The organism is Pediococcus acidilactici (genome assembly GCA_024970065.1).
In the GTDB taxonomy this organism is placed as follows: Bacteria; Bacillota; Bacilli; order Lactobacillales; family Lactobacillaceae; genus Pediococcus; species Pediococcus acidilactici_A.
This window is the reverse complement of record CP103908.1, coordinates 753,611-774,770: the sequence shown is the minus strand read 5'-3', so window position 1 is coordinate 774,770 and position 21,160 is coordinate 753,611. Positions and strand designations below refer to the sequence as shown.

Below are 21,160 nucleotides of genomic sequence, written 5' to 3'. Positions count from 1 at the left end.
CATTAAATATCGGAATTGGCGACATTCCGAGGGGGTAAATCTTCATTTAATTTTTATTCAAATCCAAAAAGAAAACCAATTGCTGTAAAACGAAACGTTTTTTGGACATTTAAAACAGCTTAAACGTATCCTATTCTTTTAAAAATTTTCTACACTACGAATAATCTGTGCAATCTCCTCAAAATTTTTAGCGTTAAGCAATCGATCTAGTTTCTCCTCGTCCCTCAATAGTGCTGCCAATTCAGCCATTGCATTAACATGTGATTCTTGGTCAACAGCTGCTAAAACAAAAACCAATTTAATTGGATGTTGTTTGTTAACTAACGAAATCGGTTCTTTTAGATGTAAGAGAGACATTCCTAAGCTATTTACCCCATCTTCGGTTTTCGCATGTGCAAATGCCACCATTCTGCCAATATTAATATAGGGACCATTTTGGATAACATTATTAATCATAGCCTCAATATAGGTGTGGCGTATTTGATTATTTTTACTTAGTGGTTTAGCTGCTAACTCAATAGCAGCTTGCCAATTTAAATTCTGACCATCAACAAAGCTAGTCGTGTCTTTAGTAATTAATTCACTTAGTTTCGGGTAAGTATTTTTAATAATCTTTTGTCTTTTCTCAGTGTCCGTTGCTAAAATTTCTTTGATTCCCTCACTTAATTTTACTGGATCGCGAATAATTGCTGTGTCATTAATAACATCCATCAGTGCCGCAAACTTGCTTTCATTAAATTTTGAGTTAGTTTGCAAAATTCCTCTCTCTACAAACAACTTTTGCAATAAAATCAAATCTCTCTGCGTTAGAATTGGAGAAAGTAGAATCACTTTATTACTTGGCTGACTATTTAAAGGGGTAGTTGTAATTATGAGTGGATAATCATCAGTTTGGATATTGTTATATTCACTTTTAGTAATCGGACCGATGACATTAACGTCAGGAAAATGAGCAAGTATTTCTTCTTTAAGTAGTCTTGAAGTACCCAACCCCGCAGAACAAACTAAAAGAACCGTACCTTGCTTAGCTTGCCTAACCATCTGGGAACCAAAATAAATTGCAATCAACGAAATTTCATTTTCGTTCAAATGTCCCACATTTAATTTTTCAAATGGTTGTAAAGACATTTTGGTATATGTGTAAACGTTAAAATATTTATTCTTTATCTGTGTAACTAATCCATCTCGATATTGATGATTGTATTTAACACGGTAAAAAGTTGAAACCAGATGCGTGTAAAGATCATTTAGTAACTGGCTCTCATTGTTTGAATTCATTCCGCTTAACTTCTTAAAATTATCTATTATCTCTTTAGTAACCTTCTTTAGCGTATTTTTAACATCACTTTCTCCAATAAAACCAATCTCATTTTTAGGAGTCCCTAACAACATACTTTCTAAAAAATAAACCTCTTCTTCATACTTTGCTCTTAAGTCCAATCCTAATTTTATTAGCAATTCTTTTGCCATCATAAATTCATTTTGTTTTCGTAAATGATGGTAATCCATTCCAGACGTAAACATCTCACCTGATTGTAATATGTGTCCTCGTAAGATTCGATTTAAAACTAGCATATAAAAATTTTCTAGATGTTTTTTTCCATCGTCAGTAAAATTTAAAAAACTACGCTGTTCAATACTTTCCAGCCAACTTTCAATGACACTTCTTAAGTTCATTATGGAACGAATTTCGTCAAAGTCGCCCTTTTGCTTACTTACTTCTGCTAAAACAGTTGCAATCTTTACGCTATTGTTTTGTAAAAAATACCGAATATCTACTTCATTTCCTGAAATAAAATGGCCCTTTCGGTTGCCAACCACCGTTAAATGGTACTTTTTCAAAAAAACTGTAATTATCTTTTGATCATGTACAATCGTATTCCTAGAAACTTCTAAAATCTCCGCCATCTTAGCTAATGTATTGGAACTTGACTCAGTTAACATTAAAAAAATCAAGAAGATTCGACGAGAATGGGCGTCTAGAATTAGTAATTTATCACTATAATAATTATTTTTTAAAAGACGCTTACTTTCCTCAGGCAAATAATATCCCTTTCCGCGAATATTGCGCGGCGGTTCAATATTATTTACCATCAGCTTTTTTGAAAGGTTAGCAACGTTGTAATATATTGCTCGATTTGATAATTTAGTTTCGGTTGCTAAATCTTTTATTGAATACAAGACATTGTTTTTTAAAAGTGCTTCTAATACTTTAGTTTCCGAATTATTTAATTCCAACATATATTCACCCATGCTATTCACTAATTAACATACACAAAATCTCAGACAATAGTTAATACAATGTCTGAGAAAAAATCTGGCTATAAAATTGACAATCCCGATTCCTTAATATCCCGTTGGAACCCCTTAACCGTATCCACCGAAATTTCTAAAGCTGCTTTACCCGTTTTGCTTAACTTCGTGATTAAGGCTGGTGGCACCGTAATAATATCCACCCCCATTTGTTGTGCTTCAAATACGTTGTACACTTCTCGCGTACTTGCCCATAACAGGGAGGCTTCTGGATGAGACTTCGTAATTTCTACACTGCTTTCAATCAAATGATGCGGATCAATCCCAGCGTCAGCTACCCGTCCCACAAAAATGGAAATTAAGTTGTGGGTACCTGGTGCTAAATTACGCTCGGCAACCTCAACCTGTTCTACCGTGGTGATTGCCGTAATGTTTAAGTTAATATGTGCTGCCGATAGCTCTTTAATCACGTCCGCAGTTGATTCTCCGGTCGTAGTGATGATCGGCACTTTTACATACACCCGAGGACCTAAATCATGTAAGATTTGAGCTTCCCGCAACATCTCTTGCGGTTCGTTACTAAAAACTTCGAAAGAAAACTCCTTCTCTGGAAATTCTGCCACTGCTTGGCGGGCAAAAGCTAAATAATCAGTCACTCCCGCTTGTTTTAATAGCGAAGGGTTCGTAGTAAAGCCCTTAACGAACGCCTGTTGACTAGCAGCTCGCATTTTCTCAATTTCCGCGCCGTCTTCATAAACCTTAATAGTTAAATCATTTACATCCATCATTTCACTTCCGCCTCTGCTAATTTTGCTTTAAATTGCTCCACAATGTTATCTACCGTGAAGCCTGCTTGTTGAACTACTTCCGTACCGTTCCCGCTTGCTCCAAAGTGATCAATTCCGATTACCGCGCTCGCCACTGTGGCTAAACCATTGCGACTGCCCATTTCAAGCCCTAGTTTTACCTTCACGTTTGGTGGAAGAACCTGAGCTTGATAATCCGGACTTTGAGCTTGGAAAAGCTCGACGCTCGGCATGGAAACTACCGCCACGTTCAATTTTTCTTGGGCGAGTTTTTGTTGCGCCCGTAGGGCTAAGGCGACTTCTGAACCTGTCGCAACCAAGATTCCGTCTGGATTGGCGGTGGCAGCTGGTGAAATTGTGTAGCCACCGAAGGCCACCTTATCAGCTTGTGTTTGCGCTAATAATGGCACTTTTTGGCGGGTCAACACTAGTACCGTTGGTTGATCAGTAATTTGTCCAATCTTTTGCCAAGCGCCCAGTACTTCGTGCGCATCGGCTGGGCGAATCACCGTCACGTTAGGAATGGATCGTAATCCGGCTAGCTGTTCAATCGGCTCATGAGTTGGTCCATCTTCGCCGACCGCAATCGAGTCGTGCGTGAAAATATATACCGCTGGGATCTGCTGGATCGCCGCTAAGCGGATCGCTGCTTTAAGATAGTCACTAAAGACAAAGAACGTGCTCCCAAACGCCCGGGTGTTGCCATGTAAGTTAATCCCGTTAACCGCAGTTGCCATGCCAAATTCGCGCACCCCGAAATAAACGTTGCGTTGTTCGGGATGCAACGCATCAAACGCCTTTGAATCATCAAGGTGAGTATTATTTGAAGAATACAAATCTGCTGAGCCACCCCATAATTTCACGTTCTGGTCGGCAACCTGTTGCATGATTTTAGAATTGCTTGTTCGAGTTGCCATGGGCTCCTGCCATGCCGGATCATCTAAATTAAGCTTGGTCGTATCTAGGTGCGCATCTTGAAATTGGCGGTAAACTTCTGGAAACTCTGTTTGGTATTCTTGGAACATCGTTTGCCAGGCTTGGTAGGCCGTTTGCTTTTTAGCTACCTGTTCTTGATAATGTTGGTAAATTTCTGGGGCAATTTCAAACGGCGCCGCTTGCCAATGATAAAATTGGCGCATCGCTGCCAAATTAGCCTTTCCTAAGGCATTTCCGTGTACCTTATTCGTCCCGCTTTCTGGGGTACCATATCCGATTAACGTTTTAACTTCGATCAGAGTTGGTCGATCGCTAGTTTGGGCTTGCTGCAACGCTTGTTGCAGCTCAGTCAAATCATTGCCATCGGTAACTTTTTGGTAATTCCAGTTAGCAGCTTTAAAACGCTGCGCGACGTTTTCGTTAGCACTTAAACTCAAAGGTCCATCAAGCGAAACGTCATTAGAATCGTACAAAACAATTAATTTATTGAGCTGTTTTTGGCCAGCAATGTTAATAGCTTCCTGACTAACCCCTTCCATTAGATCTCCATCGCCAACTAAAGCGTACGTGAAGTGGTTGAAAACTGGGTAACCTGGGCGATTAACCAACGCTGCTAAGTGGCGTTCTGCCATTGCCATTCCGACTGCCATCCCTAAGCCTTGGCCTAACGGGCCGGTGGTGGCATCTACACCAGCCGTCACCCCATATTCCGGATGTCCCGGAGTTCTAGATCCGAGCTGCCGGAACTTTTTCAATTCAGTTAGCGGTAAATCAAAACCATTCAAATGCAATAAACTATAAAGCATTGCCGATCCATGGCCCGCGCTTAGGACAAAGCGGTCCCGATTAATCCATTTTGGATCTTGTGGGTTAAATTGTAGGAACTTCTCCCATAATGTGTACGCCATGGGTGCCGCATCAATCGGCAAACCTGGGTGTCCACTTTGCGCCTTTTCAATCATGTCTGCGCTTAGAAAACGAATTGCGTTAACCGCATCAATATCTTTTTTAGTAAACACTTTCTTCTTCCCCCAACAATCCTTTAGTCTGATGTCTTATCTCGCTGATTTAAAATTACGCTGGTTACTAGTACTATTAAGAAAAATAAAATAATACCAGTAACTACTGCCATCGTTCCTAAGCTACCTAGTTTTCCTAATAGAATTCCGGGTACTAAATAATCTGTGTCTGCAAAAGTAGATGCCGCCAATTTTAAAGAGCCCAGTACTGGTAAAATCAATAACGGTAACCAACTAATAATTAAACCGTTTACAGTAGCACCTAAAATTGCACCTCGCCGTCCACCTTCTGAATTACCGTAAATTGCTGCTGCTGCTCCACAAAAGAAATGGCCAACCACTCCTGGAATAATTACCGTAGTTTTCATGGCAATCATCACAAACATGCTTAAGGTACCTACAATAAAACTTACAAAAAAGCCAATTAATACAGCATTTGGTGCGTAAGGAAAAATGATTGGAACATCTAGCGCGGGTTTAGAATTAGGCACTAAGCTTTTGGCAATTCCTTGAAAGGCTGGAACAATTTCAGCTAAAATCATTCGAACCCCTTGTAGTACCACTACAAATCCAGCTGCAAAAGTTCCCGCTTGCACTAATGCATAAATAATGTAATTAGTCCCGCCACTTAGCTTAGTTTCTACAAAGTGTGGTCCTGCTACGATAGCTAAAGCAATGTACACGATTCCCATCAATAAAGTAATTGAAACTGTTGAATCTCTTAAAAAACTTAGTCCTTTAGGAATATTTAAGTCTTCTGTACTCTTTTCTTTATTGCCAAAAATTTTGCCGACCAATCCTGCAGTTGCGTATCCAATATTTCCGGTGTGCCCCATTGCAACTGTGTCACCACCGGTGATTTTTCTCATAAAGGGTTGGCAAAGTGCCGGGGTAATCGTTAATAAAGTCCCTTCAAAAATGCCACCTAAGATAACCGTTTGCCAGCCATTTCCTAAATTAGCTGAAATTAAAATTACCGCAGTTAAACAAGAAACATAAAGCATTGCTTGTCCAGTTAAAAAAATGTACTTAAACCGGGTGAACCGTGCTAAGAGAATATTTATAATCATTCCTACTAACATAATGAGCGCCGTTGTTGATCCATACTTAACTAACGCAATCGCTACAACTGCTTCATTACTTGGCACCACCCCTTGTACGTGAAGGGCCGATTGAAACATACTTGCAAACGGCGCCAACGAATTACTTAAGATTCCTGAACCACCAATTAAGACCAAAAATCCAGCAAAAGTTTTGATAGTTCCTTGAACTACTTCAGTTGCTTTTTTCTTTTGTAGCAATAGTCCTGTCATCGCAATTAATGCGACTAAAATTGCTGGTTGCGTTGCAATCGCTACAAATAGATTTAGAATCGCTTTCATTAATGCCACCTTCTTTATTTTGTATTAACCATGTTGGATATTATTTTTATCTAGTATTTCATTAACCTTTTTCCTAATTTCATCTTGATCAATCAGGCTATCTAAAAGAATAATCTTATCTTCTGGAAGGCTACCTAGCGCACTTTTCAAAGTAGTTTCGACAAAAAAGTAATCAGCTGCGTCTGCAGTCACACTTCCCACATCTGCATGATCAACTTGAATTTCTTCATCTACCTTCTCGTCGCTTAATATCTGTTGGATATTCATTTGCACCATAAAGCTACTTCCTAATCCGCTTTGACAAACTGCTAAAATCTTCATTTTCCTACTCCTTCGACAATAATTTTTTCAATACTTTGTTTATTTTCAGCGTTGAGTAATAAATCAACCCGCTTTTTATCTGTTAATAATTGCATCAGCTCCTTAATTACCATCAAATGACTTTGGTTATCATTTGCAGCTAAAACAAACCATAACTTTGCAGGATGTTGATCATTAATTAAACAAACGTCCTTTTTAGTTTTTAAGAGTGCCAATGCAATCCCATTAGAACCATCAGTCGGTCTAGCATGAGCCAAGACGACTTCTGGTCCAATGTTAAAGTACGGTCCTTCTTTCAAAGAAATCTTAATCATAGATTCAACGTACCGAGGTAAAATACTGCTGTTCTTAATTAGTGGCATTGCTGCAACCTTAATCGCCTCTTGCCAATTAAGGTGGTCAATATCTCGGTACTGAATCGTATCTTTGGTCAACAATTCATTTAACACTAGTGTTTCCTCCCTTCCTTATGCTATGACTTCATTTTACTTTTTATGAAAACGCTAACAAGACAAGTTCTAGCAGTCGTTAGTCTGCAACTTTTGCACTCTAATTAATAATTTTTTGTACAAAAAAAGCTGGAAATGAATTCCAGCTTTTATAAAAATACATATTATTTTAATGATTTATATTTTCAATACACCCTAACTAAACCAGCTCCCCTTTTAACTTCAAGTAGTGGAACGCCAACTGACAAAAAGTCATGTTTGCCCATGAAAACCATTCCCGAGTGTATTTATCAGGATTGTTTACGTCAATTCCTTCGTGGCACTGGTTGGTATTCGCATCCGTTTGACTAATCACGTTCAGCTTAGCAGTAATCAAGTTTAAATCACTAGTCGTTAACCCCTCCATTGCTAATGCGATTGGCCATACGTAATTTTGGGGAGTATGCGGACTACCAATTCCCGACAAAATCGTCCCTTGATAATAATAGGGATTATTAGAAGACAAAATAAACTTTCGCGTATTAACGTACACAGCATCCCGCTCATCTGTATAACCAATAAAGGGGATTGCTAGCAAGCTAGGGACGTTGGCATCATCCATTAAATTATAGTTACCCAATCCGTCAACTTCATAAGCAAACATCCGAGCCCCGTCCGGTAGTTCGACAACTCCGTAACGTTCAATCCCATTTCTAACTTCGTTAGCTAAACGATTCATTTTAGTCGATAAAACTTCATCATCTATTCGTTGCTTCTTCATGATTTTTAACAGGTGTTCAATCACAGTCACAATCATCATGTTTCCTGGCACGAAATACCCGTATTTACATGCATCATCGCTTGGTCGGAAACCAGACCAGACCATCCCCGTATAACCAATTTTAGTCCCTCTACCTGAATTGCTTAACGTGTCTGAAGCTGGGCCAACGTCTCTTTCAAAGAAATACTCAGAATGTTCATGGTGCTGCTCTTTAATAAAGGTATCGACGATTAAATCTACGGTTTGCCAAAAATAGTCTGTAAAATGTTGCGCATATCCCGTATCTTCATATAATCGAACTGCTAGTAGTAGTGGCGCACATAGTGAATCAATTTCAAATTTACGTTCCCAAACCAAATCAGAAATTCTGACATTAGAATGATCAGGATTAAAATGTGCTCCCGAGGCGGTTTTGTTAAACGCATTCGCGTAAGGATCATGATTCACATAATCTAGTTGTTGATTAATCACGCCGTGAATTAAGCCCTTTAAATTCGGGATGTCTTCACTAATGCTTAAATAAGGCAACACTTGAAAAGTGGAGTCCCTTAACCACATTGCCGGAATATCACCCGTCGCAATAAAAACGCGGTCACCTTGCACTTCGACAGTGTTAGAAATTGTGTCAATAATTGCATTTTTAAACATTGCCGTAGTTTTAGCGTTGGTTAAACTAATTTTTTCAGCGTAATTTCTAACTTGTTTAATTAATTTTGTTTGGTCAATGAACATGTGCTCTTCCATTATTCTCAATCACCACCATTTATTTCTCCAATAGGAAACAGTCCAATAGTCCGAATTTCCCCTGGTTTAAACTTCGGTAACGAATAGTTTTTCACCGCGTTTGCTACTGCTTGTTGGACCTCACCTTTTAGGTCCATTAAAGATACGTTAACGTTCTGCGTAAATTGCAGAACCCCTGGGTTAGCCACGGCTTGTTGCGTAGGATTATATAATCGTAATTCATAACCTGTCTGATCTACCGAAGTTTGAAAACTGCTCAAGGTAACTTTTAAATTATTGATCTTGACGATTGGCCGATGTTTAACCTCATTAGCAAGTTCATTAACCGCAAAGTATTGCAATGGAGTAGTAAATCGGTTAATTACTTGGCGCTGGTAATACAAACCAGATTGCGATAGTTGCAGATGCATACTTTGCAATTGTCGCGGATTCCAATCGTGAGTAATTACAATTGCACCTTGGAAACTTTGCTCGCCCATTAACTGGCTATCGGGGGTGGCTACTGATTTCATCACTAAACCAGAAGCATCTCCAGGGCGCCGTTTTAAGTCTGGTCGGCCTAAGAAACCTACACCACGAAAAAGCGTAACTGCTAATTTATCGAATTGGTCACCAATTGCTTGGAATTCTCGCATACCAGCAGTAATGAACGAAAAACTTTTTTCTCTATCGTGAACATTAGCAAAGTGAAGCATCGGTCTTAATGCCGTAGGTTCTTCCCGGTATCCAATTGCTTGCCAATTATCCATTTTAGGGTCAATTACTGGACGTTGGGCAACGCCAAATTGGGTGTCTGCAAAAGTATTTTGGGCTTTTACCCCCGTGTTCATCACCAAACGAAGCCGGTGATCAAGTACTTGGTTATTAACATTCATCTTAAACTTTATTAAATCCCCACCTTGATCTAGCTGCAACTTTATTCGGTAAGTAATAGCTCCGTTACTTTTTTTTGCGGCTCGTTCTTGCAAATCATAAGGAACGTGCCACGTGCCCTCCAAAAGCATTATTTGCGTTTTCTTTCCTGCTTTGGTAGTAATTGTTGCATTTGCAAATCCTAAGTTGATAATCCAATCTTTGTATGCAGGCGAATAATCGTACGTATCTCCTTCGTCGCCGCCGTCTTCAAAACTTAATGCGTTTGTATAGGTACAATGATTTAGTTTGTCAGTTATGTTTAACTGCCCATTTTCAAATTCTATCTGGTATTTTTCATTTTGAATTTCATTAGTAACCGAACTAGCTAAAATTTCCTTACCAGCGGTGCCTTCCTTAATTCTAAAACTAGTCCAGTCGGTAGCCTTAATTTGCACTCTCATAGCTATCCGACTCACGTAATAATATTCGTTATCCATCTCTGCTGGATTTCGCCGTAAGGTAGCAGCGTTGCATTGCTTTTGTTCAATTAAATCAAAATCTATTTTGCCATCTTGAGATATAATTTCAAAAGAGGGGGTCGTAGTGGTGACCTCTAACTCCCGGACTTCGTCTACTGACATTGGCAACGGGTTCCATAAGAATAAGTCGTCCTTGTTCGTGACTGAAATACTTAATTTTCGTAACAAATAGTCTTTTAAAGAACGTGCAAGTTGTTGGGCTCCTACGGCACGATTATAAATATCTCGGTTAGTTTTATCACTATTACTTCCTCCCGAACTATCATGTGCTTGCCCTTTAGCAATTATTTGCCAAACCTCATCAATTAATCCTTGCTTAACTTCCATACCCTGTTGGCGGGAAATTGCTGAAAGTGGTTCTACCTGGTAAATCATCAATTGCTCTAGCTCATCGTAGATTTGTTTGAGATCATAACGAGAGGAATAAATTCCTCGATGAATTTTTGAAACTGAAGGATCAATAAACTCACCGCTAAGCTCAGGAAGCACCCCATTTTGTTCTAAGGCTTTAAAGTATTCCGGATAGTTGCTTTCAATGATTTCATATTCTCCAGCTAATTCTCGATTGGCCAACTTTAAGCGTTTCTTCAAGTTAAAATCTACCGCTCGTTGGTCTCCCCCAATTGGTAAGACCAAATCTTCTACGTTGGTATCTGTAGAAATGTTTTGCATTAACTCCTTAAAGTTATCTTTTTCAACTAAGTCTACGCCCGCATAGTACCCATTTTTGATATTAGCCGTCAGCACTTTTGAACCATCTTCACTCGTCCAGTAAAAATATCTAACTTTTTGGTCCGCTGGAAGTCCCCGCCAAAACACGGCATCTTTAATGCCAAAACCATTATATATTTTCGGCATATCTTTACTCTGACCAAATGAATCCGGAAGGTATCCTACCTTAGTAGATTTACCTAATTTTCTACTAGCCTTCAAGCCTAACCGTAAGTTTCTAACTGCCGACTCACCCGAAGTTACCATTTCATCAATTTGGGTGTACCACGGTCCCACAAACAATCGTCCAGCTTTTACGTACTTTTCAAGCGTAGCTCTTTTTTCAGGACAGGTTTTTAAATAATCATCTACAATGGCCATCTGTCCATCTAGCATGTAATACTCCAGCTTATTTTCAGCTAACGCCTTGAAAACATCGTCCATGTGAAAGATAAATTGTACCCGAGCCTCCTGACGTGAAAAATACCATTCAAAATCCCAATGCGTATGTGCAACCACGTAAACTTTTTTCAAAACCAACACTCCTTCTCTATTTACCTACTTAAACCGCTAATTCTTGATCAGCCACCGCACGTTCATGTCGTTGGTTAATAATTACAAATGGCGCGTACAAGAACACGTCCAAAACGACTAGCACAAACGTTAATACTACGGGACTAAAATGAAAGGCACCTAGGACCCAAGTACTAATAAAAATTGGTTCGTTTCCTGAATTTAACACTACTAAAGGTACTACCCAACCAATTGCCGTAACTACGTACGCAATTACTGCATTAATAATTGGAACTAGAATCCACGGAATGAACATCAACGGGTTCAAGACAATCGGCAAACCAAAAATAACCGGTTCGTTAATTCCAAAGCAGCCAGGAATTAAGGCTAATTTTGCAACCTCCCGTTCTTTTCCACCTTTACGAGTGAAAATTAACATCGCAATAATTAAACCAAAGGTTGCCCCTGATCCACCTATCATTGCGTAAACGTTAGTCATTGTATTTGGTGCAATGGAGATGCCTGCAAAACTTTGAGTTTTAGCAAATTCAGCGACGTTTTGTAAGAAAAGTGGCAACCAAAACGCTGAAACCACACCCCATACAATATTGAAACCATGCAAACCTAAGAACCATAAGATTTGTTCCAATAAAATTACGATAATAATTGCTGGTAATCCGGTTCCGACGGTTAATAATGGTTTAATCAAAACTTCGGAAATCATTTGGACTAAAGAAACGTAACCTAAAGATTGAATTACAATCCGTAAAACGCCAAATACTAACAAAACTTCTGAAATAGGGATTAATGAAAGAAAGGAGTCAAAAACGTTTTGAGGAACGTTGCCAGGCATTTTAATGGTGAATTTGCTCCGAGCAAACTTTGCAAACAAAGCTACCGAAATCATACCGACAATTAGACCCGTAAACATCCCTTCGTAACTAAAGAATGGTGTTGAAAAGCCCTCGATCACCTTTGCCTTAGTATCTAGAAAATTAATGTTATTTGGTACCATAACAAAATATGCTGCTAAAGCTAGCAAAGTAGCAATAATTGGATTTAAATTGCCATTACGCGAATCTCGTTTTAATTCCACCGCATAGGAATAAGCCGATGAAAATACCACAATTAAAGCGACAATTCCTAAGGTTGCCGTACCTAGGTACCCGAAAAGATTGCTTATATTGGTCAAAATAACGTTATCTAGGTGCTTAGCCTTGATTAACGCGTCAATCTGCATTTTAATTAAGTTTGAAAATGATCCGACAACGGTAAACGGAATTGTTCGAACAAACGCATTTTTAATTGCTTGTAAGATGGTATTCCGCTCTACCCATGAAGAAACTTTTAGTAATGGTTCTTGAATTGACTCAAGTTTGAATTTCATAACAGTTTTCTCCTTGTATTGTTTTTCGAAATCAAGCGCTTTCATTTCACCTATTATATTAAAGTCAATCCATTAATTTGTAAATACAATTTTTTAATAAAAATGTATACAAATAATATTTTTAGCGTTAATATGTATATACAAATCTTAAATAAGAGGTTTATCTTTATGTTCAGATATCGTGAGGTCTATTCCGACATTAAACGGGACATCTTAACTAATCATTATCGTGCTGGCCATGCTTTACCTACTCAAGACGAATTAGCTAACAAATATGACATTTCCCGAATCACCTTAAAAAAATCTATCCATTTGCTTGAAGAAGAAGGATTAGTATTTAGCAAGCAAGGATCCGGCACCTTTGTCCGCCAAAGGATGAACAATCAGTCTGGTGAATTGTTGCCCCTTGACTTACCCGTAGGTGTAACCTATTCTCATCGTGATCAAAAAATAACTAGTAAAATTTTGCATTTTGACGCCCGTTTACCGTCTAAAGAGGAGCAAAAAAATTTACAAATAAAGGGCAATGAACCTGTTTATGAAATTAAACGTCTTCGATTAATTAATGGAGAAAAATACAGTTTTGAGCACACCCTCATGCCAGTTAGCATCGCTCCATTAGACGAAAAAATCATTCAAGAATCCATTTATGACTACTTAGGCAGCAAAGCAAAATTACAGTTAACGGATGCTCAAAGAATTGTCTATGCTGAAGCTGCTGATGAAGAAGCTGCTAGTATTCTTGGCGTTAAAGTTGCTAGCCCTCTTTTTGTAATCAAACAAACCGCCTATGACCAACGTGGCCGGGCTTTTGAATATTCAATTTCTAAATTTATTGGTGATCAAAGTCAGTTTGTTTTGGATGTCCATTTAAATAAATAATTTTTATACTAAAAAGCAGGCCTCCATGTTAAACATGAGGTCCTGCTTTTTTAGTATAATATGCTAAATAATTAATCCTTTAATTCGATTTTACCGACGACAAAAATGTAAGAAAGTGCGCCCAACAAAGCAATTGCTGCTATGAATACCAATGCTGAAGAAAAATTACCATTAGAAACTAGAATACCAATTACAATTGGAATCACTATTGAAGATAAAGCTCCACATCCGTTAAATATTCCACCTGCCAATCCAATTAGGTGTTTAGGAGCTAACGCAGTAACAAATACCCACGTAATGGTCGCCAAGCCATTTCCAAAAAAGGCAATCGACATAAATAAGATAATCAAAGCTGGACTAGAAACAAAGTTTGCCCCTAAAATTAGAAGCGTTAACAATAGCCCTGTAATTACGGGAGCTTTCCGGGCCAAACTAGCTGAACGCCCCTTTTTAATTAACTGATCAGAAATAAATCCTGCCAATATTACCCCACAAAAAGCTGCTAAATATGGAATCGAAGACAAAAAACCGGACTGCAAAAAATTAACGTGCTTTGCTTTTGTTAAATAGGTTGGAAACCATGTTAGGAAAAACCAAAACGTCCCCGAAATTGCAAATTGTCCAATATAAATTCCAATCAATCTTCGTGAAAATAGCTGTTTGATGTTTTGCGAATTGAGTTTAACTTTGTGCTTATCAACATTCTTCAAATCATCATCAGTAATCGCACCCCCAGCTTTTATATATTTTAATTCGTCTTGGCCGACAAATCGGCTTTTATCTGGGTCAGAATAAAATATATACCAAACAATTGACCAGAGGATTCCAACTACTCCAGTTACGACGAAAAGCCCTCGCCAACCAATTGAATTATGAATTCCGTATAAAATTGGAGTTGAAAATGCTAATCCTAAGAATTGGGCGGACGAATAAATTCCGATTGCCGTACCCCGTTCGTCTTCGGGAAACCAATAAGAAATTGCCCGGTTATTAGCTGGCATTACCGGTGCTTCAAAAAATCCTACTCCTAGTCGTAATCCCATTAATTGCCCAAACCCACTAATGAATGCTTGAAATACCGTGACCAATGACCAACCAAATAAACTAATGAAGTACATTATTCGGGAGCCAAACTTATCTAGCAAGATTCCTCCAGGAATTTGCATCGCAGCATAAATCCAACCAAATGCCGAAAAGATAAGGCCTTGTTGGACAGTTGACAGTCCTATTTCTTTAGATAATTCCGGCATCGCAATCGAAACATTTGTACGATCCATGTAATTAATCACTATATTAATAAAAACAAAAGCTAAAATTACGTAGCGCATATTTGTTGATAATCTTTTAGACTTTTCTAAAGGTGCCATACGAACCTCCTAATATACTCGAACTTCAAATAAAGAAAACTGTTGACTACCATTGGTTTGGAGTAACTCTAATTTCAATTTATTAGTCTGAATAGGTTGCTCAAATTCTTTCACCAAATGCCGTTGACGATTTTGATCTACCGACCACCACCGTTTCCAACTACCGGCTTCCCAGTAGTATAGGTTAAATGCCTTTACTAGTTCGGGGACCTCATCAAAATACGTCCGATGGTGGTGTAGATTAATAATATCTTCGTTAACGTCATCGTTAAATGTCAGGTTAATCTGTTTGATATTCTGGAGTCTTTTCCAACTTAGTTCGATGGCTTCTGGTTGACCGTTAAAATTAGTAACCCACATATTGGGCCCACCATAAGGTCGAACATACCCATTAATAATTTTCGTTGGTTGAAATGCGTTAGTTTGTTTTACTCGAAAAACAAAGTTCCGCCGGTTAATTAATTGATTTGTCCAATACAATAGTGGACTTTTTCGAGAATAATCATGCAGCTCCGGCTGGCTCAATTCGGCAATAGGATTATTTACATAGCTCAAAACCCCGGCAAACTCTTGATTTCCTAGATATAAAGTGCAATTTTCGTTTTTTTCAATTACCACAAATAAGTTTTGTGCATTACTAGGCTGGTAATTAACTTTAACTTCTTGCCATCCGCTAAACCCTTTACCAATTTTTATTTTTTGTTCACCAATTAACGTATCCGGAATATAATTTTGTGGGTTCCCGGTACTGTACCACTTAACTACTAAAGAAGTCGCCTTTTCGGTTGTTAAAAAAATATCCAATTGGTTAACTTGAGGATCTACGGGAATGGTAAAAGCCGCTGCTTTAATTAATCGATATGGTTCAGCATTCGCCACGTAAGTGTTAATTTCAGTTAATGTGCTAGTGGACGTAATGTCAGCCTGCCGGGCTAGGTCGTGTTCATCTTGATTTTTAATCCCTAATATCGCACCGTCTTCTCTCAATAAAGTTTGCTGATATTCCTTTAAATATCGCAAATAAACATCGCGAGGATTAGCGTTATGTTTAACTGCAATGGCTGCTGCAGTCCCTGCTGCCTGCCCCATTACTGCGCAGGTTGCCATTACGCGAACCGTTCCAAAAGCTACGTGAGACGTAGAAACATCTCTTCCGGCTAAAAATAAATTGCTAATATTTTTTGAATACAGTATGCGATATGGAATATGATAGATTCCATCAGGAACGGAATGTTGTGCGCCAACAGAGTCGTTGTAAACGCCAGAAGCTGGATGTAAGTCAATTGACCATCCTCCAAAGCCAATCCGATCTTTAAACAACACTTGTTCTTCAATATCAGTTTGCTTTAGTGTATAATCTCCTTCAAACCTACGATATTCTCTTTTCCCAGGTACTGAACCAATCCATTCCAAAGTTAAGTTATCAGCATCATAATTTCCGGAATTTTTAATATAATCCCAAATTCCGTATACGATAGCTTGCAATTCGTCCCTAATTTTTTCATTATCATGAACAACGTCTAACTCACCGCCCCATTCAATCCACCAATAAGCACAACCATTATCTTCTTTTTTAATAATTCGATTTTTAATAATTGAAGTCTTAGTAATGTCTCTTGCAAAGCTTGGTTTAACGTACTTTACTGGACGACCAAGATCCTTAGTATAGAAAAATAGTGTGCTACCTAGGGTCGTTTTATCTTCGTGAAGCGGTGCTAAGCTTTCGTTAAATTCTGCCCGACTTTCTCGCCCAAGCCGAAATTTTGCTCCCGCTAAAAAAGCTACGATGCCATCTCCACTGCAATCAATAAAGTGGGAACTCTTGAAAGTAATTAGCCTTTCTGAACCTGACATAAAACCTGTAATTGATTCGATCTTTTGATGGTCCTGCATTTTCACCGTCATTATTTCGGTATTCAAAAATAAGCGGATGTTACTTTCCTCTTTTACCTTTTCCATTAATAATGCATCCCATAAGTATGGGTTTCCCTCTGGATTACAGTACTGATTTTCTACAAATAATTCCCCCATAATTCCCGTCTCTCTTGCATATCGATTAACTCCATGCTTAGTTGCGCCTGCCACCCATACACGAATTTCGCTGCTTGAATTCCCCCCCAAGACTCCTCGATTTTGTACTAACGTTACTTTATAATTCAATCGTGCTGCGGCGATTGCAGCACAAACACCTGCTAATCCGCCACCAATCACCGTTATGTTAGCGGTTACATTTTCTTCTAACATCATATTCGCCTCCTTGGTCTTAAGATACCCAGTTGTGACCATTTGCACAATTTACTTTTTTTAGTTAAACATGTATTATTTTTGTCAAAATACAAAGGAGGATTTTCCGATGTCTGTTGAAACTGCTGGATATGCATATTGGCAAAATAAGCCCCGTTTTCAACTTAGTGCTGACGTAGATTCACAATACGTCATGTACATCATTGAAAAAGGAGCTTGTTGGTACCACTTTAATAATCATGAGGGGGTTGCTAAAGCAAATGATGTTTTAGTCGTTCCACCATATACTAACTTTCAGCGTAAAATGCTGCTAACCATGACTTTTCACTTCATCCGTTTGACTTCTGATACTGACATTCCCCATTCTATGATTGGAAATCACCACTACTCTACTAGCCGTTTTACCGAAAACTGTAGCATGCTAAAGAAAACAAACTTTAGTTTTCATCCCCGTGCTCAAATAGTTCGTAATCACATTGTTAATGATTTTATGATCACAAAAATTATGACATATTTTCAACCAGCCCCGAAAAACATTCGTCATCGCAATCAGACAATTACTGCTGCAATTAATCTAATGCACCAGGATTTAACGCTTTCCATTAGTAAAATTGCTTCCCAAGTTGGACTTAATGCTGCCTACTTTTCTAAAACTTTTAAAAAGGTAACTGGTGAGTCTCCAATTAGTTTTTATACCAAAATCAAACTTAAAAAGGTTCAATCCCTATTAATTACTACCGACCTCTCGCTAACAGAAATAGCCGATACAACTGGTTTTAATGATTCATTCTATTTAAGTCGGGTTTTTAGTCGCTACTTAAACTGCTCACCAAGTGAATTTCGAAAAAATCACATCATTTAGTTAATATAACAAAAAACAGCCACCAACATTTTAATATGTCAGTAGCTGTTTATTATTATGACTATTCATCTATATCTAATGATAAAAATTGTAAGCCGCCCCTACCAAATTAGCATCATTATGCATTTTAGCAGCAATTACTTGGGGAGTGATTGGGATACCATTCAATTGTCCCACTAAATCGCTTAACGTTTGGTTCAAGCCGTTAATAAATTGTTGGTTAGCAGAGATGCCTCCCCCAATAATTATTGCTTCGGGGTCGGTACTAAACTGGATGTTATAAATAACGTGCGCTAAGTTAGCATACATCCTTTGCACTTCCGTAATGGCTAATTGGTCGCCCTTAGTTGCCAATTCAAAAACCTGTTGTCCAGTCCATTGTGTGCCTTTTTGTACATTGTATCGTTCCGCAACTTTAACAGCCGTGCCCACCGTGCTTAACTGCTGGTTATCTAGTCCTAGCATCATTCCAAATTCACCACCATAAAGTTGGTGACCATGCACGATTTTGCGATCAACTACGACTGCTCCACCAACCCCGGTACCAATTACCACGAATAAAACATTTTGCATGTCCTTAGCGGCACCCAACGCAACTTCTGCTAAAGCAGCGCAGTTAGCATCGTTTTCCATCGCCACTGGTAGCCCTAATTTTTCTTCGAGTTCTTTTTGGATGGGAAAATTATGAATGTATGGCAAAGCACTAATCCCGCCAATCACTCCGGTATTTTGGTCAACCGCCCCTGGAATACTCATCCCTACGCCAGCAACGTTAGTAAATTTTGCACTAATTGTTTGTAAAACTTGGTAAAAATCAGTAAGCTTGGCGGGGGTAGCAACTTGTCCTTGATCACTAAGGCGCTGGTCTTCTTCATGCCATAATCCGTACTTAATTGACGTGCCCCCTACATCAATTGTAATTAAATTCTTCATTAATTAATCCTCCACTGAAAAGCCATTTTGCTTAATTAAATTACGGTACCAGTAGCCACTCTTTTTAATAGTCCGTTGATAATGATTATCTAAATCGACACTCACTAAGCCGTAACGATTTCGGTATCCATTCAACCAGGACCAACAATCTACGAAAGTCCACAAATGGTATCCAAAACAATTACTTCCCTCTGTAATGGCTCTATGTAACTGGGTTAAATGTTCTTTAATAAAGTCAATACGGTATTGGTCATCAATTTGTCCGTTTGCATCGGCATACCGGCGCTCATCAGCAACTCCCATACCATTTTCGCTTACGTACCAAGGAATGTTGTGGTAACGCTCTTTCATCATCATGGCCACATCATATAATGCTTCAGGGTAAATTTCCCAGCCCCGGTATGGATTGATTCGGCGCTCCGGCCATTCGTAATTAGCAAATAAATCGTCGGTATTTTGAGCCGGAAAATTTGGTTTCTCGGGTGCTTTGACTCGGAGTGGCTGATAATAATTAATCCCGATGAAATCAACGGTATATTCGGCGATCAGTTTTCTGTCTGATTCTTTAGTTTCCGGTAACATTTGATGCTTTTTAACCAGTTCAATCAACTCTGGCGGAATTTCTCCTAAAACTGCTGGATCAAGAAAGCTGCGACTCAATAGTAAATCTGCAGTTTCCTTAGCCATTTGGTCTGCTTTGTCATTGCTTCGCGCGTAAGCCGGTGTAACGTTCAGAATGATTCCAATTCGTCCGCCGGAAATGTTTGCTTCCCGAAACGCCTTAACTGCCATGACGTGAGCCATCAACGTATGATACCCTACCTGAATAGCTTTTTTGAAATCCACCACCGCCGGATAATGGAAACCGTACAAATAACCCATTTCGATATGCACAATCGGTTCGTTAAACGTCACCCAATCCGTAATTAAATCCCCAAATTGTTCAAAAGCTGTTTTCGCATAAAAGTAAAACGCGTCAACTGCCTCCCGTGTTTCCCAACCTCCTTTTTCCATTAGCCACCAGGGCATGTCAAAGTGGAAAAGGTTAATAATCGGGTGAACTCCGTGATTAATTAACTCTTGGAAATACTGCCGATAGAATTTAACCGCCGCAACGTTTAAAGTTTTCCCGTCAGGAAGCAACCGGGCCCAGGCAATTGATGTCCGGTACGAATTTAAATGTAAATCTTCCATAATTTGAACATCGTTAGGATACTCTTCATATACGTTTGACGTATTTTCTGGCCCTTGTCCTTCGTTGAATTTTTCAGGATTCATTGCAAACCACTTGTCCCAGGTAGTGGCCGACTTGCCATCTTCTAGGCTGTGTCCTTCCGTTTGCGGAGCTGACGCAGCCGCTCCCCAAAGAAAGTTTTCAGGAAATTGCATTAACTCTTCCTCCAATTTTTCAATATATTTTCAGATTTAGCCCACTGAGATAAATCATGTTGGTGTAAATCAATGTACTTTGAATAAATAATATCCAGATCAATTAGCGCTGGAACCTGCGGAGAAATATTTCCTAACGACTCTTCTGGAGAAAAACTTGCAGTATACATTACTCCATCGCAGTATGGTAAGTAAGCCGATTCGTGATTAGCAGTAATCAATAAGATATGTGCGCCACGAGCTTTAGCCGTTTCAATTGACTTAAGTATGGATTTGTCCTTTGCGCTAATTGAAGAGATTAACAGAGTATCGCCTTTTTTTAAAAAATTTGCGTTTAGGGATATCGACTGCTGATCACTAAAATGTTGGACTATCTTACCAAACCGGGCAAACCGAAACTCAAAATCTAGTCCGACAAAGGAGTTAAATCCTAACCCCCAAAAGAAAATAATGCGATTTTTAAAAATTCGTTCACAGAAAAGTTGCACGGTCTGTTCATCGTAACGATCGCTCGTCCGTTGGGCAATGGCCCGATAACTGTCCACTACGTCACTTGAAATCCGCGAAACTTTACGGTTTAGCGAGCCTAGGTATTCTTTATACAAAAACACAAGCTCCTTGTAATTACTTAACCCAATTTTGTGGCTGAACCTAGTAATTGAAGACGGTGATACCGCTAATTTTTTGGCCAATCCATTAATGTCGCGCACTTCTTGATGAGCGACAAAGTAGTTGGCAATTATTTGCTCCACGTCCGTAAATTGTTCCCGCTTTGATTCAATCATCAATATTAAATTACTCATTGATT

General features: G+C 38.8%; 16 protein-coding genes. 2 read left to right on the top strand and 14 right to left on the bottom strand.

Going from position 1 to position 21,160, the window contains the following annotated elements; genetic code table 11:
* Positions 1-138: 138 nt before the first annotated feature.
* The 9 genes from NYR25_03560 to NYR25_03520 form a co-directional block, all read right to left on the bottom strand.
* Positions 139-2,253 (bottom strand): PTS sugar transporter subunit IIA, encoded by a 2,115-nt coding sequence (locus NYR25_03560; protein ID UWF34479.1) that lies wholly within the window; start codon positions 2,251-2,253, stop codon positions 139-141.
* 68 nt (positions 2,254-2,321) lie between these two features.
* Positions 2,322-3,041, bottom strand: a complete 720-nt coding sequence (locus tag NYR25_03555) for a transaldolase (GenBank protein ID UWF34478.1) — start codon at positions 3,039-3,041, stop codon at positions 2,322-2,324.
* The gene (gene tkt / locus NYR25_03550) at positions 3,038-5,014 is read right to left on the bottom strand and encodes a transketolase (protein UWF34477.1); all 1,977 of its coding nucleotides are present in this window, start codon (positions 5,012-5,014) and stop codon (positions 3,038-3,040) included. The genes NYR25_03555 and tkt overlap by 4 nt, the downstream gene beginning before the upstream one ends.
* 23 nt (positions 5,015-5,037) lie before the next feature.
* Positions 5,038-6,396, bottom strand: coding sequence for a PTS ascorbate transporter subunit IIC (locus NYR25_03545; GenBank protein UWF34476.1), 1,359 nt, complete (start codon positions 6,394-6,396; stop codon positions 5,038-5,040).
* Between the two features lie 24 nt (positions 6,397-6,420).
* Entirely contained in the window at positions 6,421-6,717 is a 297-nt protein-coding gene (locus NYR25_03540; protein UWF34475.1) for a PTS sugar transporter subunit IIB, read from the bottom strand.
* Positions 6,714-7,166, bottom strand: a complete 453-nt coding sequence (locus NYR25_03535) for a PTS sugar transporter subunit IIA (protein ID UWF34474.1) — start codon at positions 7,164-7,166, stop codon at positions 6,714-6,716. The genes NYR25_03540 and NYR25_03535 overlap by 4 nt, the downstream gene beginning before the upstream one ends.
* Positions 7,167-7,365: 199 nt before the next feature.
* Entirely contained in the window at positions 7,366-8,670 is a 1,305-nt protein-coding gene (locus NYR25_03530; protein ID UWF34473.1) for a glycoside hydrolase family 125 protein, read from the bottom strand.
* 5 nt (positions 8,671-8,675) lie between these two features.
* A complete protein-coding gene (locus NYR25_03525; protein ID UWF34472.1) occupies positions 8,676-11,309 on the bottom strand; it encodes an alpha-mannosidase in 2,634 nt (877 codons plus the stop codon).
* Positions 11,310-11,337: 28 nt separating this feature from the next.
* Positions 11,338-12,675 (bottom strand): PTS transporter subunit EIIC, encoded by a 1,338-nt coding sequence (locus NYR25_03520; GenBank protein ID UWF34471.1) that lies wholly within the window; start codon positions 12,673-12,675, stop codon positions 11,338-11,340.
* Positions 12,676-12,843: 168 nt separating this feature from the next.
* Here NYR25_03520 and NYR25_03515 point away from each other — a divergent pair, with 168 nt between their 5' ends.
* On the top strand, positions 12,844-13,557 hold the full coding sequence (locus NYR25_03515; protein UWF34470.1) for a GntR family transcriptional regulator: 714 nt from the start codon (positions 12,844-12,846) through the stop codon (positions 13,555-13,557).
* A 71-nt stretch (positions 13,558-13,628) separates the two neighbouring features.
* On the opposite strand, the gene NYR25_03510 is transcribed toward NYR25_03515, so the two are convergent.
* Positions 13,629-14,924 (bottom strand): MFS transporter, encoded by a 1,296-nt coding sequence (locus NYR25_03510; GenBank protein ID UWF34469.1) that lies wholly within the window; start codon positions 14,922-14,924, stop codon positions 13,629-13,631.
* Positions 14,925-14,933: 9 nt separating this feature from the next.
* The gene (locus NYR25_03505; protein UWF34468.1) at positions 14,934-17,171 is read right to left on the bottom strand and encodes an FAD-dependent oxidoreductase; all 2,238 of its coding nucleotides are present in this window, start codon (positions 17,169-17,171) and stop codon (positions 14,934-14,936) included.
* 106 nt (positions 17,172-17,277) lie between these two features.
* Between NYR25_03505 and NYR25_03500 the strand changes: the two genes are divergently transcribed.
* Complete coding sequence (locus tag NYR25_03500) at positions 17,278-18,030, top strand: AraC family transcriptional regulator (protein ID UWF34467.1); 753 nt, start codon at positions 17,278-17,280, stop codon at positions 18,028-18,030.
* A gap of 75 nt (positions 18,031-18,105) precedes the next feature.
* Here the strand turns inward: NYR25_03500 and NYR25_03495 are convergent, their stop codons facing one another.
* Genes NYR25_03495 through NYR25_03485 form a run of 3 tightly spaced genes read right to left on the bottom strand, consistent with a single transcriptional unit; the run spans position 18,106 to position 21,155 of the window.
* Positions 18,106-18,963 (bottom strand): ROK family protein, encoded by an 858-nt coding sequence (locus NYR25_03495; protein ID UWF34466.1) that lies wholly within the window; start codon positions 18,961-18,963, stop codon positions 18,106-18,108.
* Positions 18,964-18,966: 3 nt separating this feature from the next.
* Positions 18,967-20,352 (bottom strand): glycoside hydrolase family 1 protein, encoded by a 1,386-nt coding sequence (locus tag NYR25_03490; protein ID UWF34465.1) that lies wholly within the window; start codon positions 20,350-20,352, stop codon positions 18,967-18,969.
* Positions 20,352-21,155: a MurR/RpiR family transcriptional regulator gene (locus NYR25_03485; protein UWF34464.1), complete on the bottom strand. Its 804-nt coding sequence runs from the start codon at positions 21,153-21,155 to the stop codon at positions 20,352-20,354. Before NYR25_03485 ends, NYR25_03490 begins: the two co-directional genes overlap by 1 nt.
* Between the last annotated feature and the right edge of the window lie 5 nt (positions 21,156-21,160).